The organism is Trichlorobacter lovleyi (assembly GCF_015239775.1).
In the GTDB taxonomy this organism is placed as follows: domain Bacteria; phylum Desulfobacterota; class Desulfuromonadia; order Geobacterales; family Pseudopelobacteraceae; genus Trichlorobacter; species Trichlorobacter lovleyi_B.
Window position 1 is genome coordinate 2,861,619 of the sequence record NZ_CP058409.1, and the last position, 15,555, is coordinate 2,877,173.

Below are 15,555 nucleotides of genomic sequence, written 5' to 3' on the forward strand. Positions count from 1 at the left end.
ATTTCAATCCGCGTGCGCAACACAAAGACGTTGCGCACCCTACGAAGCTACAAAGCTATTTTTTGAGATTGAATGAGATTTCTTTTACTGTATTAACCACCTTTTTGCCATCCTTATAAACCTCTTTAACATTCTTAACTGTTTGGTATGCCTGACAAAGCCCTACTATAAATTCTTTCTGTTTTTCATCAATTACTCCTAAATATGGGCAAGGGTCAGTTAAGTCTGAAAGAATTTCATATGTTCCACCAGCAAATACGGCAAAAACTTTTATCTTAGCGCCATCTGACTTTACATTTATTTTACTTAATTTATTTCCATAACCTTTAGCAGTGTTGTAAGCTTTGTTTAGTTTGTTGGCTGCCTCGTCATATAATTTTTCTCCCTTGTCTGTACCCCACTGAAGAGCTTCATCTTGCTTAGAGTTTAGTATTTTTTGCCAACCGCCAATCTGATAATATGTATCAAGAGATGGTGCTTTACACCCTGCAACATCACAAACCATTTTATTAGCACCATCTGCAGCTATGGAAAATGTTCCTAAAGCAATTTGAGTTATTTGAATAGACCCCCACATTATGCCTCCCCCTATTTTACCAGCCAGCCATTTCAAAATCATCCCACTCGGATCCACCTTCCCCATCGGATCCCCCTGCACATACGCAAACCGGTTCAAGCTCTGCGGTTCATCCATATCCCCCCAGACTGCATCCAGGCTCATAAACCGTGCTATCTCCGGTTTGTAGTACCGTGCCCGCATGTAGTTCAGGCCATTGCCGTCATCCATTACCCCATGTTTGCCGCTGTATTTGAACGGGTTCCAACTGCTGCCCTGCACAGTGATTTCTCCGTAGGGGGTGTAGGCGTAGCTGTCGGTTACGTTCTGGCTGCTGTCGGTCAGGGCCAGGGTGTTGCCGGTGGGGTCAAAGTGGTACCACTGCTCCTGCCCTGCTGCGTCTATCTTTGAGATCAGGCCATTGCCGTAGGTGTAGTAGGCGGTTACGGTGCCTGCGCTGTTGGTTTCTGCCAGTACATCGGGCAGGCTCTGGTTCAGGTCAAGCACATACCTTGTCTGTACGCCGTTCTTGGTCATGGCTATCCGGTTGCCATCGCCGTTGTAGATGTAGCTGTAGGTGTCGGTGCTGCCGGTGATGGCGGTGATCAGGTCGCGGTGATTGTAGCTGTAGTTTTTGGTTGCCCCTGCAGTGGTTTCAGCCACAATCCGGCCGGCAAGATCATGGATAAAGCTGGTGCTGCCACTGGTTATAATCCGGTTGGCCACATCAAAGGCAAGGCTGGTGTTTGCTGTATTGAAGGTGGGCTGCAGCGGAAGGGTTACGGTTGATTGCTGCAGGTTGCCATTGGCATCCAGGGTGTTGCTATGTGATGAGATAACCGCGTTGCTGCTTTTCAGGTTCTGCAGGCTGATAAGGCGGTTGGCATTGTCGTAGGCAAAGGTGGCCTTGGTAGCGTTAGCGTTGGCAATCTGGGTAAGCTGGTGAATCTTGTTGTAGCTGTAGGTGGTGGTGTGGTTCAACCAGTTGGTTACGGTTGCCAGACGTTCGACGGCATCGTAGTTGTAGTCAAGGTTTTTGGTGCCGGGGTAGACAACCCGCTTGACGTTACCCACGCCGTCATAAGTGTAGCTGACCACCTTACCAAAGGGGTCGGTGACGCTGGTGACCCGGTTGGCCTCATCGTAAACATAGCTGGTGGTGCCGCTGGCATCCACCATGCTGATACGGTTACCGTTCAGGTCATAGCCATACTGGACGGTGCTGCTGTCTGGCCAAGTTACCCGTGTGACTCGATTCAGTTCATCATACTGGTACTGGGTGGTTCCAGTGCCTGGCACGGTCTGGGTAAGCAAGTTACCGTTCTCATCATAGGTAAAGCTCCAGGTGCGGTTACCGGCATCAACCATGGAGGTCATCCGGTTGAGTGCATCGTAGTTGTAGGTTACCAGGTTGCCGGACTTGGGGCCGCTGACGGTTTTCAGGTTGCCAGCTGCATCGTAGGTTGCCGTGGTGACACCGCTGTTGGGGTCGGTGACGGTTTTGAGTTTGCCGTCGGCATAGTAGCTGTAACTGGTTACCTGCCCCTTGGGGTCAGTTACGCTCTGCAGGTTGCCCTCGGCATCGTAGCTATAGGTTACGGTGTTGTTCAGATGGTCTTTAACGGTCTTTACCCGGTCCAGTTCATCATAGGTGTAGGTGGTGACATGCCCCAGCGGGTCGGTTTTGGTCAGCACGTTGCCGTTGTTGTCGTAGGTGTAGGTGGTGGTGGCAGGCTGGGCATCGGTCTCGCTGGTCTTGCGCCCACCTGCGTCAAAATCACTCTGGCTGGTGTGGTTGTTTTCGTTGGTTACCTTCCAGAGACGGCCAAGTTCGTCGTAGATGTTGGTGCGAGTGTAGGTGGTGCCGCCAGAGGTGTACGATTCTGTGGCAAGTCTATTATCCTTTGTGTAGGTGTAGGTTCTGATGTTGTTGCGGGCGTCTTTTACCGTGGCAAGGTTACCGTTGACATCATAGGTATTGGTTACCGTTGCAGCCCGAGGAGTACCATAGGCGCTGGTGGTAGTAAGCACGTTGCCTGCGGCATCGTAGGTGTATTGGGTTATCACGCCACGCCGGTCGGTGGCGGTAACTACCCGTCCCAGGTTGTCATAGGTGTAGCTGGTGGCCTTACTGTTGGCATCAGTTACTGTCTGGGTATTACCATTTGCATCGTATTCAAAGGCAGTGCTGTTGTTGTTTGGGTCTTTTACACTCTGCAGTAACCCTGCTGTGCCGTAGGTGAAGTTTGTGGCAGCAGAAACCGGGGTGGTGATGGTTTTCACACTGCCGCTTGGTTCGTGGTCAAAGGCGTAGCTGTTGTTAAGCGGGGTTTTAAAGCTGCTCATTACGTTCAGGTTGGGTAGAGCGCCGGAGTAGTCAGCCTCGGTTTTGTGGCTGTAGTCGGTTTTCTGGTTTAAAGGGTTGGTGCTGCCGGTCTTGTTGCCGCGACCGTCGTCTGAATAGGTAAAAGTGGTGCTATAGTTACGCGGCGTGGTTATAGAGCCTACCAGCCCCTGATCTGCAGTACGCTTAGCGATTGTTGCACTATTATATTGTCGTTTAGCCCGATAATCTCCAATGTTTAAAGCATTGATCTCATCGGTAACCCGGCCAATAGTATCATACACAAATGCGGCATTATTATTGATTGTTCCACCGTTAGTTTTAGGACGTATAACTGCAGTTGCAGGAGCACTATCAATTGTTCCATACTGATACTCAGTACGGTTACCACTTGCATCATCAAAATATTGTACCCGCCCGCTTGCATCATAGCTGACCGTTACACTGTTGTACTGAGGTGACGCAGCAAGAGCGAGAGGCTCCCTAATTGATAGCAATTGCCTGTCAGAGTTATAAGCATACTGCGTAGTGTTTCCACGCAGATCTCTCACCGTTATTAAATTGCCATTTGCATCATACGTATACTGAACATATCTGCCGGTAAAGTCGGTAGCTTTGATTAGGCGCCCCGAAGCATCATAGTCAAGAGCATATTGACGGCCAGCAGAGTCAGTAATCAGTTTCTGAGTTGTTGAAACTGTGGTTATCAGCAACGCATTACCATCGCGGTCGCTGATTGACGCAAGACTAGCAACTCCGGAAGAATTAGGAGCAGTAAAATTCAGAATAGTGCTACCTTTAGTGTACAATGTGAAACTGCCGTCCGTTTTTTCAACAAGGCGATCAAACATACCAGATCGCCCCCCATACCACAGACCATCTACATCACGGTAATATCGATCTTCTCTTCCGTCTTCCCGATAAATCTGTATCTCTCTACCGCCCTTATTCGCGGGAAATTCAATTTTTTGATCATAATTAAACCTCCATTTACGAGCAGTAACATTCAAAGCTTTACTGGAGTTATAACTACGCCCCAGAGCAAAAGCAACACCCTTACCAGGAACCGTTATATCTGTTGCTGCTAAAAATAAATTGCCATTACTGACATCAACACCGTTAATCAGCTTACTACCACTACCGCTCTCTGCTGGGTTGCCAGTTTCCCAAGCGCTGTCTATGTAGGCTACATCCTGAACAAACTGGGTATTGCCAGCTGAATCAGTTACTACCAAGGTTATCAAACTACTTTCTTTGCTTGGCGCAACATCACCAAGTATTGTTGTGCCACTGATTGCAGTACTAAAAGCATAACCGTTATCCAACAGCCAGCGATACGTATAAGGTGCCGTTCCTCCAGAAGGAGCAGCGGTAAAGGTTACAGAGAGCTGCCCTGGCTGAGGAAATGTTATAAGCTGTCCTGATGCATTCTTCGCATTGAAAGAGGCTAAAAGAGTGCTTTGGTGAGCAAGGTTAAACACTTGAGAAGCATACATAGCACCATCGCTTTTAACAGCAATCAAGCGAAATGGAACAAATGAGGTTTCAGTTAAAATCTGGGCCCAGCTGGTTACAGGAGCACCTCCCATCGTTTTCCAACCATAGCGACCTAGATAGTTTTCTGGGAAAAGATCTGAAGCAGAAGCTATATCCGGTACTGTTGTTTTTGCGACAAACACACCATTTTTTTCAAGATAAAAGGTGTTAATTGGATTCTGAGTAGAAACAGGGATAAAGGCATCCATGAATAAGGAGCCACCGACATTCTTATTGTTGAGTGATGAAGTATCAATAGCAAGATCACCATAATTACCACCGGAAAAGCGTTCTACAGCTGTAATGCTCCAGGTGGCACCAGGGGATAGCGAAGAATAGCGCCACTCCATTGCATAACCATTGTCAACTGAATTAGTTTCTACATAATTTGAAAGTGCCCCACTACTGACATCCTGTGCTACTTGATAGTAGTATGTGCTTTCATAAGCAAAATGTGGTGTTATCGCCTGTAAATCCATTGTTATATATTGGTTATTTATTGTCCTTGAAGTACCAATGGCAGATCTTGTCGCATCATAGTAACCCGGACCTGAATCATTTCCCCCGAGATATGTGTCTCCACCATGAAAGAATCTTAGGTCGGAAACGGTGGCAAGGGATTCATTTTTAATTGTCCACTGATAGGTAATGGTATTACTTCCATCAACATATGAAACAGATTGAGCAATGTTTAGTGGACCAGCAGTCCAGGTTGTAACCACCTGATTGCCTGAACGCACGTTACTGACCGCTGTCTGGTATGAATTTGCTGCATAATACCCAAATGAGTAGCTGTTATCCGAGGTCTGGATACGTGAGCCTTTAGCGGATGTTGAGAAAAATTGATCCTGCCAACTACCACTGACATATCTCTGAACACCTATCTGCCCATTATCATAAATGGTGACTAACAGGTTGCCTTCTGTTTGAGTGCCGCCCAGAACCTGTGTTGCAGACCACGCCGTCATTACTAACGACAATACAAGAAACACAGCCAAGACCACCAGTATCGTCAATCGTTTCATACCCGCTCCTCTTGGGCTAAAATATTCTGAATTTGATACATACTATGATATCCTTTACCGCATATCATATAAAAACAAGATGTAGCATAAAGATGTGCGACATTACAAAAAGTTAACAGCACTACCCATCTTTTCCATAAACTTCTGCGCCTTCTGTTCTGCTGCAAGCGGCATCTCTGTTAAGGTCAATAGATATATTGTACTTTTTTACATGGCCGATGCTGTTGACGTTAAGAGTGTCGTTGCGAGTATCAATCAAAAACGAGTGACATCCCCTTCACCAGCCTACCCAGTTCCCCATACCACTCATCCGTGTCCTGCGGCTCTGCCAGATGCTTCACCAGTGGTTCCAGTTTGTCTGCCAGTGCCGTATCTCCCAATTGCCGGGCTTCCTGCTGAATAATTGCAGGCAGGGTTTTGTCAATCTTGTCATACTGCTTTGTCTCAATCGCCTTAATGGTCTCATCTGACCAGATTTTTAGCCGTTGATGCAGGCGAGCGGATTCTGCACTGGTGGTGTTGATGCCACCGATGGCGCTATGCCCCGCAGACTGTAATTGCCCGCTGGTTTTGCCCGGTTGCTGCTGCAGAACCAAGCCAATTGCCAGCACTGCCACAGCAGCTACTGCCAGGCCAGCGTAGAGGAATCCTTGGCCTTGTGATGCCTGTACCGCTTGCGGCGTTTCCTTGAGCAAAGTGGCGGTCATGCTGTAGCGGGCCAGGCAGCTATCACACGCAGCAATGTGGGCCATGCAGCGTTCCCGCTCCCCTGACGGCATACGGTTATCCAGCAGGCTTGCCAACTGTTGATCGCTCAGACAGTTATATGCTGCTGGCTGCTGCTGGATCGCTGAGGCAATGCTGCGTCCGATCTGCTGGTCGCGGTTATCTTTTTCAGTAGCCTGATTCATGGCGTTGGTCTCGTTCATCTAGTTAGACGGACAGTTCCGTTTTACAACAACACATTTAACGAAATTCCCTGTTTCAGCAGCAGTTCCCGGCAGGTTGTTAAGATGCGCCGGGTGCGGCGCTCCACCTCCTGCTGGTTAAGCCCCAGCATTTTAGCCACGGTGCTGTTATCAAGTGGGTCAGTGTCTTCATCAAGCGGAAAGCGCAGCCTGATCAGCAGTTTGTCCTCTGCGTTCATGCCATCCAGCACCTGTTTAAGCAGTTCTTTACGTTTGCGTTCAAGCTGTTGATCAACAACCTTCTGTTCCGGTGTGCTGCGCTGGATGCTGACCAGCACACCGCTGTCGCTCCAGGCCGTTTCATGGTCGGTATCAGTCTGGTGGCGTGTGCTACGCCCCTGCATCTCATCAAGCATGGCCTGCAACTGTTCTTGCGTAGAACTGATGTTGTGGCTGGTCTGAAGTATCGCAACAACGTCTGCCACACAATGCCCCTGCTGAATCACCAGCTCATACAGTCTGCGACCTGTTTCCCCAAACCGTTCTGCCCGTTCTTTAGCACGGTTACGGCCGGTGCGGCTGCGGATGATATCCACCACCAGTCGACTGATGATGGCGGTCAGGTAGGTGGTAATGGAGGAATTGCCCTTGAACTCCCGCAGACGGCGGTAGTCATCTTGCTGTAGATGATCCAGCACCAGCACAAACAGCTCGTCTTTATCCACTCTGCCGGGACGCTCCATCAGGTAGCGGTGTCCGCCTTCACCGGCAATGCATTGGTTGTAGGTTGATTCTGTCTGTCCGGCGGCCTTCTCGCAGACCTTGGTGATATAGTCTAGCTGCTCTGCTAATAGCAGTTTACAGGTGGCAACGTCATAGCCTCCGGTAGGTGGTGTTGTAGGAATTTCTTGTTGTTTGAATAGCTTAAGCATGGTGGTTGGGTAATGTGTATACAACTACTCCGCACCAATTGCAAGTAACGCTCTACTATTTTGTGGAGATTTAGTAGTACAGCTTCCCTCCCAGGCTACTGGTGTTTTCAATCAATAGTCCCATGCCAACCATAATGCCAATTGTGAGCCCCCAGAGCATGAGCGAACTAACCCAGCCAGCAAACCCTGTTGGCATAGACAGGCCAACGCTGACAAAACCACCAACACCGGCCAGTACTGCGGTAAAGCAGGCCGCTCCAATCAACATGAGAGCACCCATCTTCATCTTGACGTGCATGGTCTTAAACATGCCAAACTGCAGGTTTACTAGGGTGCAACAGACAAACGGCACAATACCGGGCATGGCTAGCAGCAGAGCCAGTGAGCCAAACAGGATAATCCGGTTCTTGCGGGCTGACCGTTGTTCGCAGCGGGTTTCAGTTGTCTGCTTACGCTGCAGGTTCTGAAGCTGTTCCATATTGGTGGCATGGCCGCCGCACAGACTGCAACTGGCGACATCCAGTCCACGTAGTAGCTTCTGCTGATATATTTTAACTTGACTATCAGTCAACTTGCAGCCGCACTGATTACAGCGCCAGGTATATCGTCCGCTTTCCTGTGTCATTTGCCACCTCCGATGTATGCTGCCTGAGATGGTTAGACGGACCAAACATAAAATATGTTAGTTTTTTGTTGTCACTGGCCGCTCTGTCCGTCTAAAAAAGCATAGGAACGCTGAAGGAGCCCTCAATGACCCGCTTTATCATGATGCTGCTCTGTTGTGCATTACTGGTACTTCTGACGTTGAAAACAACAGGGGCTTCACCAAGACCTGTTGTTGTTACTAAAAACAGTGTCGTTGACACACCGGACAAGGATGGCAACACGCCGCTGATGCTGGCAGCAAAAAAAGGTGACCTGGCCCGGATGAAGACACTGCTGAGCAGCGGGGCTGATCTGCACAAGCGCAATCCGCGTGGCAGTACAGCCCTGATGTTTGCTGTTGATGGTGGCCTTCCAGCGGTGGAACTGCTGTTGAAGAAAGGGGCTAAGGTCAATGACCAGCGTTATGATGGCATGGGAGCTCTTTCATGGGTAGTAGTGGGTAATCATGCTGCGACCTTCGAGCGACTGCTAGCTGCCGGAGCCAGCCCAAACATACTGGATGACCGCCAGCATACCTTGCTGCACTTTGCTGCATATAAAGGGCATGTTGCATTGGTTAAACGCCTGCTTGAGCTAAAGCTGAACCCGGATGCCCTGGACAGCTACAGCGAAACTCCGCTTATGATAGCTGCCGAGAACGGCCACGTTGAGGTTGTACGCCTGCTGGTTGCGCGCAAAGCCAATCTCTCACACTGGAATGCTGATAGTGAAACCGCACTGGTTCTGGCAGCAAAAAAAGGGCATCTGGCGGTGGTTAAAGAGTTGGTGCAGGCTGGAGTCTCTCTGAAGGGTAAAGAAGGTGATCGCGCTGTCAGCCTGGCGGTTGAATCAAAAAAGCCTGCAGTGGTGCGTTATCTGCTGGACAAAGGGGCGGATCTGAATGCCAAAGGGTTCTTTGGCAGGCCGCTTGTCAGTCTGGCAGCCTGGACCAGACAACCGGAACTGGCCATAGAGTTGCTCAAACGTGGTGCTGATCCGAATTTGCGCAGTAACGGCGGATCCACGCCACTTGAAATGGCTGTGTTCTGGACTGAATCCCCCGCTCTGGTACAGACGATCTTTAAGCGGGGAGTCAAGCCTGACCATGAAGCAACCCTGGATGCCTGCGGCACCCAGAAGCCGGATGTCTTAAAACAGTTCCTGGCTGTTGGAGCAGACCTGAGCATTACCGGTAAGTCGCTCAAGGACTCTAGCAGCGTGCTGGGCGTTACCGGTGGCAGTTGTCTGCATGTGGCAGCAATGAAGGCCAGCCCGGAAGTGGTTACCTGGCTGCTGCAAGAAACCAGAAAGCAGCGCAGAGATGGTAAGCGTCTGGATACCCTGCTTGTGCAGATGCAGGACAATTACGGCACAACCCCGTTAATGGATGCAGCCCGCCGGGAGAAGGGCTCAGCCGCAGTGGTAAAACTACTGATTGAGGCCGGCAGCCCGCTGGATATCAAAGATGGTAGCGGTAATACGGCCCTCCACCAGGCAGCAGAACATGGGAATGTAGATACCATCCGCCTGTTGCTGCAGAAAGGCGCCCACATCCAGAAGGGACAACACGATAGAACGCCGATGGAACTGGCTCTTGCCAGGGGCAAGCTTGATGCTGCGCTAACCTTTAAGGATCAGAAGCCTTCGGCTGCGATGTTGCAAACACTGTTCAAGGCGTTGGCTGAAGACAGGGACGGCGCTAAGCGGTTAAACCAGGCATTGCAACAGTACAGCAGACAACTGACACCAGAGCTGCTGGCCTCTGCCCTGTTTGCAGCAGTGTCAGAAGACCGGCTTGAAAACGCCCGCATTTTGCTACAACACAAGGCGCAGCCTAACGGTATAGGCAAGCTGGATACAGAATCACAGCGCTACCTCCAGGTGCTTTTACGCAAACACAACCTACCGGACGATTTTTTGGCAGAACCTGCCGTAGCAGCTTTGAAGAGCGTTGCCATGGCCGAGTTGCTAAGCCGGTACCATGCTGATTTTAATCAGTCAGACAGTAAAGGGGTTACCGCACTGCAACAGGCAGTTCGTTCGGAGAATCTGGCGTTGGTACGCTGGCTGATAAACAAAAAGGTAGACGTAAACAAGGCAAACAAGCGGGGAAGCGATCCTCTTGCCCTGGCAAGGTATGGTGGCCTGCCTGAACTGATCAGCCTGCTTGAAAAGGCTGGCGCTCAAACCACGTTCACCTCACCGGTACTCTGGGCATCAAGTATTACAGAAAAAGAAAACAAGACGCTCTACGGTTTTGCCTCTGGCCCGTTGCTTGTCGGAAACCTGGTGATAATCGGCCATGAAGATGGCTATCTCTACGCCTTTGACAAGGCAAACGGCTCACTGCGCTGGAAACGTCATCTTGGTGGCGAGATTAAGCACACACCCAGGCTGGTTGATGGTGATCTGTTTGTCACTGCTGATAGCCACACACTGATTCGCATTAGGCCCAAGGATGGCAGTGTTGTCTGGCAGTTTGCCTACAGTGGCAAGCAGGTGGCAGGTGGTGCCCAGTTCTGGCGTGACTTGGCATTGGTGGCTGATTATCAGGGTGGCCTGTGGGCGGTTGATCGCGCCAGTGGCAAACTGCGCTGGGAGCGCAACCTGGGCGAGCTTGAGGCAGTGGTACGCAATGAAGACGGGCTACGGATCGTCGGTGACGGGGCTTATTTCCTGAACAAGCAGGGGGTTAATCGCTATGATCTGATTAGCGGCAAGCTGAGCAACTTTAATATAAAGAATGCCGGTATGCCCGAGGTGGCTGACGGGCTGGCCTTCGTCCCCACCAAAGACAAAGAACTGCATGTACTTGACGCGGTTACTCTGCAACCAAAGCAGAAGGTGGTACTGGGGGCGGCAGCGTTGGTGCGGCCTTTACTGCACAACAGCCGTCTGATTGTTTCAGTCGAAGGCGGGTTGCAGGCATTCCGGGTACGTCCGGCACTGCTGCGCAAGATAGGCTTTAAACCGTTGGGCAATCTGGTCTGGCAGCGGGAAACCAACATAGAATCATACGCCCGTCCGGTTATTGATAAATACTGGCTGGTCGCCTATTCACTGGAGCCTGAGAATACACCGCAACCGGGCATCACCTCCATCATGAACCTGGTAACCCTGCTTTCGCTGGACCCGCAGACCGGGCAGGAGCATGACAAGGTTCCCCTGTGGGAAAGCTACCTCTATGGCGACCGGATGGTCACCCCGGCGGTGGATGACACTATTGTCTATGCTGCACCGTTGGGGCCCAACAAGCGGGTGCAGGCGGTTAAGCTGGGGTTGTGGTGAAATATTTGCAAGCAATTTAAGGAAGCAGCTTTTAGAATTCTCCGGTAGTCCAACAGGCTTTTATGGCACAGCTGAGAGGTTGCCGTGCTGGTTAATCGTTTTTATGTATAGTTGAAGGCAATCCAACTGACTTAAGATAATCTTCTAAAAATAAATAGTTTTCTACGACTGGAGTCGTATCTATTTGAAAACCGTTATCTTCAGCAACAATGTTAGGTAATGGCGTCGTAACTCGTTTACTGATAATAGTTAGATTAGGTCGATCACCCAATGCTGACGGAAGCTGAGTCACTTTGCAACGCAAGAGATTGAGCTTTTGGAGTGACGTGAGGTTAACGATGCAATCAGGTAATGCGGTTATTTTAGTACCTGATATGTCTAGTAGTTTTAGGTTTTTGAGATTAAAGAGCGAATCTGGAAGTGTCTCAACCTGTGAACTACCAATTTTTATTGCTTCAAGTGCACTTATCTCTCCGATGCTTTCAGGGAGCTGCCGAAAAGATTTGGCTTGCTCAAGATCAAGAGTGATTAATTTGGATAGTTTTGAAAATGATTCAGGCAGATCAACAATACTACTATAGGACATATCGAGACTTTCAAGGTTTACAAGGTTCCCTATCGACTCTGGTAGAGTACGTAGGCATAAACTACCAAAGAGACGGATTGCTTTCAGTGCATGGCATGTGCAAATTTCTTCAGGTAATTCGGTGAATTGCGATGTATACAAATCCAGTCTTTCCAGCTTGTTGAGTCGTCCAATGGCACACGGTAATGCAGGAATACTGGTTCTCCCAATAACAAGACACTCCAAAGGCAGATCAAACAGATTATCAGGGAGTTCAGTAAGTGGCATGTCCTCCAGGAATAGGGCTTTTAACTGTTTAAGGTTTCCGATGGTATGGGGTAGAGAGGTAATGGCATTTTTATCAAGGCTAAGTACTTTAAGCCCAGAAAGACGGTCTATGTTATGAGGAATGAAGGTTAGCGTTTCAAAATTCCCCCCGATTTGAAGCACCTCGATTCGAGTTAGATCACCGCTTGGTATGTCTATCTTTTTACGACTATATTTGTTCATCCACGCAACAAGGTCAGCTTGGTTATCTGTATCTAGACCTACCTTTATATTGTTATCGTTATTGTCTTTGCTCTTTTTATTCCAGAATGCCATTAATTCGTTACTCCTTTACCATAATATTTCCAGATACATGGTTTTGATCGGCGCATAACTTTCAAGCCTCACTCGCCTTCATCCCTAACTCCTCCAGCGCCGGATACCCGTGCAGCAGTTCCCGAAACTGGTTGATCTTGTTGTCTGACCAGGTGCGGAAGCGGACAAATTTGCTGAATGCCCTTGATTCGTCGCAGCGCTGCCGTAACTGGCGCTGAATATCATTGACCAGCTCCTGCTTCAAGGCCCAGCGCAGGTGCCACAGAAAGGCCTTAAGGGTTTGCTGGCATTCCGGTGTAGGATCGGCGTTGGCTAGGCCACGATGCTGCACAACATGTACCTTGCTGGCAAGAAAGCCTTCGTCAGACAGCTTCATCTCAACGGTTGAGAGCGATCTGTTGGTCTGGATATCACGGATTGAGAAGATCTGCGAGCCAAAGTAGAGGCAGGTGCTGGCATACCCGCCCACGCAGTGTCCCATCCGGGCACCTTCCTCCTTCAACATCAGCGCTGTGGTCAGCGGCACCACCTGCTGACGTCCGTGTGTCCAGGGGGTGTCGATCAGGCCAGGCCAGCTGGTATAGCGGTTGGCATCCTCATCAACCGGGCAGTTGGCAAACAGATCCGGCTCTGCCTCACCCACAATCCGCACCTGCCAATCATGCCAGCGCCGTGAAAGCTGCGCCAGCCTGAGGATGGAGTACTGGTGCAGGGCTGCAATGGCCTGTTCCGGGTCTGCATCCACCTGATCAGCCCAATCACGTAACGAATGCTCAAAGTCCGGCAGGGTGATGATATCCACCAGTGATGCGCCATGTTTTTCAAGTCGTTGCGGTATCCGCTCATAGCCCTCTTTGGCCAGTTCCTGCAGCCAGCCTGCCAGCTCTGGCCGATGGTTGCGGTAACGGGTGTCACCCAGAGAGAACAGAACAGGACGCAACCACTGGTTAAGCTGCTGCCACTGACCTGCATCCTTTGGCCAGTGATCAGGCGGCAGCATACCCAGCAGGTCAGTCAACAGGTGCAACTGCCCCTGCCATTCAGCGCCGATTTCATCAAGCCCTTTTCCAGACAGAAAACGGGGGATGGTCTTGCTGCAGCGGCAGTAATCAGCCACGCCGGTCAAGAGCGGATTACCGGCATCAACCCAGTTTTGCAGGCGGGTCGCGGCATGGTCGCTGGTATCACTGGCAAAGATATCTCGCAGCAGCGGAAAGGTCTGCAGAGCCTGACAACGGTAGGTGCTGATCTTGTCAATCGGATGCAGCAGGTAGTTGTATCTGGTGGTGTCAATCATGGTCTGCAGGTCGCTGATCCCCAGCAGTTGCAGCAGTTCCTGATCCAGCGCAGTATTAAACGCTGCCAGCCCGCTGATGAAACGCTGACGAAACGGCTCTGCAGCCCTGCATTTGGATTCATCGGTCAGCTGATAGCGCTGATCCCAGTTCTGGCAGGCTCTAAGTTTTTCCTGCACCAGATCCTGGGCAATCTCCCCCAGGTCTTCCCACGAGCTATAGCCGCAGGTAATCCAGCCAAACAGCTTGGCCAGATGATCCGGCAGAGTCTCAAGCTCACGCTGCTGAACGGATTCCAGCCGTTGCGCAATTTTTTCCAGTTCTCGAAAACCAAGCAGTGATGATCTGCCCCGGTAGGATAGCCCCCAGATTCTGCCGGAATCAAGTTGTAGCCAGAGCATCCGGCTAGAGACGCTGTTGTCCAGCAGAACGGCATCTTCCCGCACGGCAAGACTGGGCAGCACCAGCGCCTGTTTCCAGCCATTACCGCCAGGCAGCAGGGTGGCTTGTGTTGTCTGGCGGTTCATATCTGCTGCCACCAGCCCGGCTACTTCTTCATGGCGGGTATAGCGGTTGGTTTGCAGGGTGTAGTCCTGTGCGTATGCCTGGTTGTACATGGTCTGGCTCCCTTATCTGAATGCAGCCTCACTCAGCAAGGTTAGACGGACAGATGGGATGGGGTTGCAAAAGAAACCCCGCCACGGCAGATGCCGGGCGGGGTGAAAACCATCGCGAACAGTGTGTACTGAGATAGTATTCACCTGACAGTGCCCTTGAATGGTTTGTGATTTACGCTGCCAGTTTGTAGTCCTCAGTATCTGAATCGTCGTTCTTTGGCAAGCCGTCTATGAAAACTGCATAAGGTGTCCTGCCAAACATGTTTCTGCCCTGGTGTGGACGGTCGTAATTGTAGGTCTTGAGATAGGCTTCCAGATCAGCCTGCATCTCGTCCAGTGACTCGTACCATTTGGTACGCCCCATAATGCGGAAATGCTCGTCCAACAAGGTTCTGTGAAGCCGTTCAACAAAGCCGTTGCTCTGTGGCCTTCTGACCTTGGTTGTGCGGTGTTCGATTTCCTCAAGCTGCAAAAACAGCTCGTAGGGATGGTTGTCTGGCCTGCCGCAGAACTCTCTTCCGTTGTCTGACAAGACGGTGCTGATCTTGGCGTTATGCTCTTCAAAGAACGGCAGCACATCCTCGTTAAGGACATGCACGGCAGTGACAGGCAGCTTGTTGGTGTAGAGCCTGCCCCAGGCATAGCGTGAATAGCAGTCAATGACTGACTGCAGGTAGACCTTACCGACGCCTTTCAAGGTGCCGACAAAGAAGGTGTCGACAGCTACCAGATCGCCAGTATGCTTTGTCTCGATGTGGCGCTCACGAAACTCAGGGCTGAAACGCTCCAAGACGCGGATCTGTTCGTCTGAAAGTTCAAACGCCTGCTCTCTGACGCTCTTTTCAAGCCGGAGAAACCGTTCATGCTTGGTTAGAAGGCTGTGCCTGCTCCAAACGCCACGAACACCTCCAGAGCTAACCTGAATCCCTTTCAGCATCAGCTCATGGGCAACCCGAATAGGGCCATGGGAAGGATGAGCCAGGCAGTGATCAAGGATCGCCTGTTCAACAGCTTCATCAACCCGGTTAGGATGTGGGCCTCTGGCTCCAGGTAGCCGGTCAACTAAACCAGCTGAACCGTAGGTCTGATAATTACGACGGATTTCATAGAACTGCTGCCGTGAATAGCCCATAAGCTTACAGGCTCTGCTGACATTTGAGAGATCAGCGGCCAGGTCTAGCAAACTGAGCTTTCTTCGTGATACTTTCTCTGCGGTGGTCATACTGTTCTCCTTGATGGAA

Annotated in this window: 8 protein-coding genes; 1 reads left to right on the forward strand and 7 read right to left on the reverse strand. The window is 50.5% G+C overall.

What is annotated here, in order from left to right:
• Nucleotides 1-55: 55 nt before the first annotated feature.
• From FY034_RS13265 to FY034_RS13280, 4 genes are all read right to left on the reverse strand, one after another.
• Nucleotides 56-5,461, reverse strand: a complete 5,406-nt coding sequence (locus FY034_RS13265; protein WP_265551314.1) for an RHS repeat-associated core domain-containing protein — start codon at nucleotides 5,459-5,461, stop codon at nucleotides 56-58.
• A 251-nt stretch (nucleotides 5,462-5,712) separates the two neighbouring features.
• Nucleotides 5,713-6,372: a hypothetical protein gene (locus FY034_RS13270; protein WP_265551316.1), complete on the reverse strand. Its 660-nt coding sequence runs from the start codon at nucleotides 6,370-6,372 to the stop codon at nucleotides 5,713-5,715.
• A gap of 41 nt (nucleotides 6,373-6,413) precedes the next feature.
• Nucleotides 6,414-7,325: a sigma-70 family RNA polymerase sigma factor gene (locus FY034_RS13275; protein WP_265551318.1), complete on the reverse strand. Its 912-nt coding sequence runs from the start codon at nucleotides 7,323-7,325 to the stop codon at nucleotides 6,414-6,416.
• 46 nt (nucleotides 7,326-7,371) lie between these two features.
• Nucleotides 7,372-7,926, reverse strand: coding sequence for a hypothetical protein (locus tag FY034_RS13280; protein WP_265551320.1), 555 nt, complete (start codon nucleotides 7,924-7,926; stop codon nucleotides 7,372-7,374).
• A gap of 125 nt (nucleotides 7,927-8,051) precedes the next feature.
• Here FY034_RS13280 and FY034_RS13285 point away from each other — a divergent pair, with 125 nt between their 5' ends.
• Nucleotides 8,052-11,234 carry an ankyrin repeat domain-containing protein gene (locus FY034_RS13285; protein WP_265551322.1) on the forward strand — a complete coding sequence of 1,061 codons (3,183 nt, stop codon included), beginning with the start codon at nucleotides 8,052-8,054 and terminating at the stop codon, nucleotides 11,232-11,234.
• A gap of 91 nt (nucleotides 11,235-11,325) precedes the next feature.
• Here FY034_RS13285 and FY034_RS13290 read toward each other — a convergent pair whose 3' ends face one another.
• The 3 genes from FY034_RS13290 to FY034_RS13300 all read right to left on the reverse strand — a co-directional run bounded on the left by FY034_RS13290 (nucleotide 11,326) and on the right by FY034_RS13300 (nucleotide 15,536).
• On the reverse strand, nucleotides 11,326-12,402 hold the full coding sequence (locus FY034_RS13290; RefSeq protein ID WP_265551324.1) for a leucine-rich repeat domain-containing protein: 1,077 nt from the start codon (nucleotides 12,400-12,402) through the stop codon (nucleotides 11,326-11,328).
• 61 nt (nucleotides 12,403-12,463) lie between these two features.
• On the reverse strand, nucleotides 12,464-14,314 hold the full coding sequence (locus FY034_RS13295) for a PcfJ domain-containing protein (RefSeq protein ID WP_265551325.1): 1,851 nt from the start codon (nucleotides 14,312-14,314) through the stop codon (nucleotides 12,464-12,466).
• A gap of 172 nt (nucleotides 14,315-14,486) precedes the next feature.
• Nucleotides 14,487-15,536, reverse strand: coding sequence for an IS481 family transposase (locus FY034_RS13300; protein WP_265551327.1), 1,050 nt, complete (start codon nucleotides 15,534-15,536; stop codon nucleotides 14,487-14,489).
• Between the last annotated feature and the right edge of the window lie 19 nt (nucleotides 15,537-15,555).

What these genes read in the sequence shown, in the direction of transcription:
- FY034_RS13280 (WP_265551320.1), bottom strand. Translation starts at nt 7,926, where the DNA reads ATGACACAGGAAAGCGGACGATATACCTGGCGCTGTAATCAGTGCGGC.
- FY034_RS13270 (WP_265551316.1), bottom strand. Translation starts at nt 6,372, where the DNA reads ATGAATCAGGCTACTGAAAAAGATAACCGCGACCAGCAGATCGGACGC.
- FY034_RS13300 (WP_265551327.1), bottom strand. Translation starts at nt 15,536, where the DNA reads ATGACCACCGCAGAGAAAGTATCACGAAGAAAGCTCAGTTTGCTAGAC.
- FY034_RS13265 (WP_265551314.1), bottom strand. Translation starts at nt 5,461, where the DNA reads ATGAAACGATTGACGATACTGGTGGTCTTGGCTGTGTTTCTTGTATTG.
- FY034_RS13290 (WP_265551324.1), bottom strand. Translation starts at nt 12,402, where the DNA reads ATGGCATTCTGGAATAAAAAGAGCAAAGACAATAACGATAACAATATA.
- FY034_RS13285 (WP_265551322.1), top strand. Translation starts at nt 8,052, where the DNA reads ATGACCCGCTTTATCATGATGCTGCTCTGTTGTGCATTACTGGTACTT.
- FY034_RS13295 (WP_265551325.1), bottom strand. Translation starts at nt 14,314, where the DNA reads ATGTACAACCAGGCATACGCACAGGACTACACCCTGCAAACCAACCGC.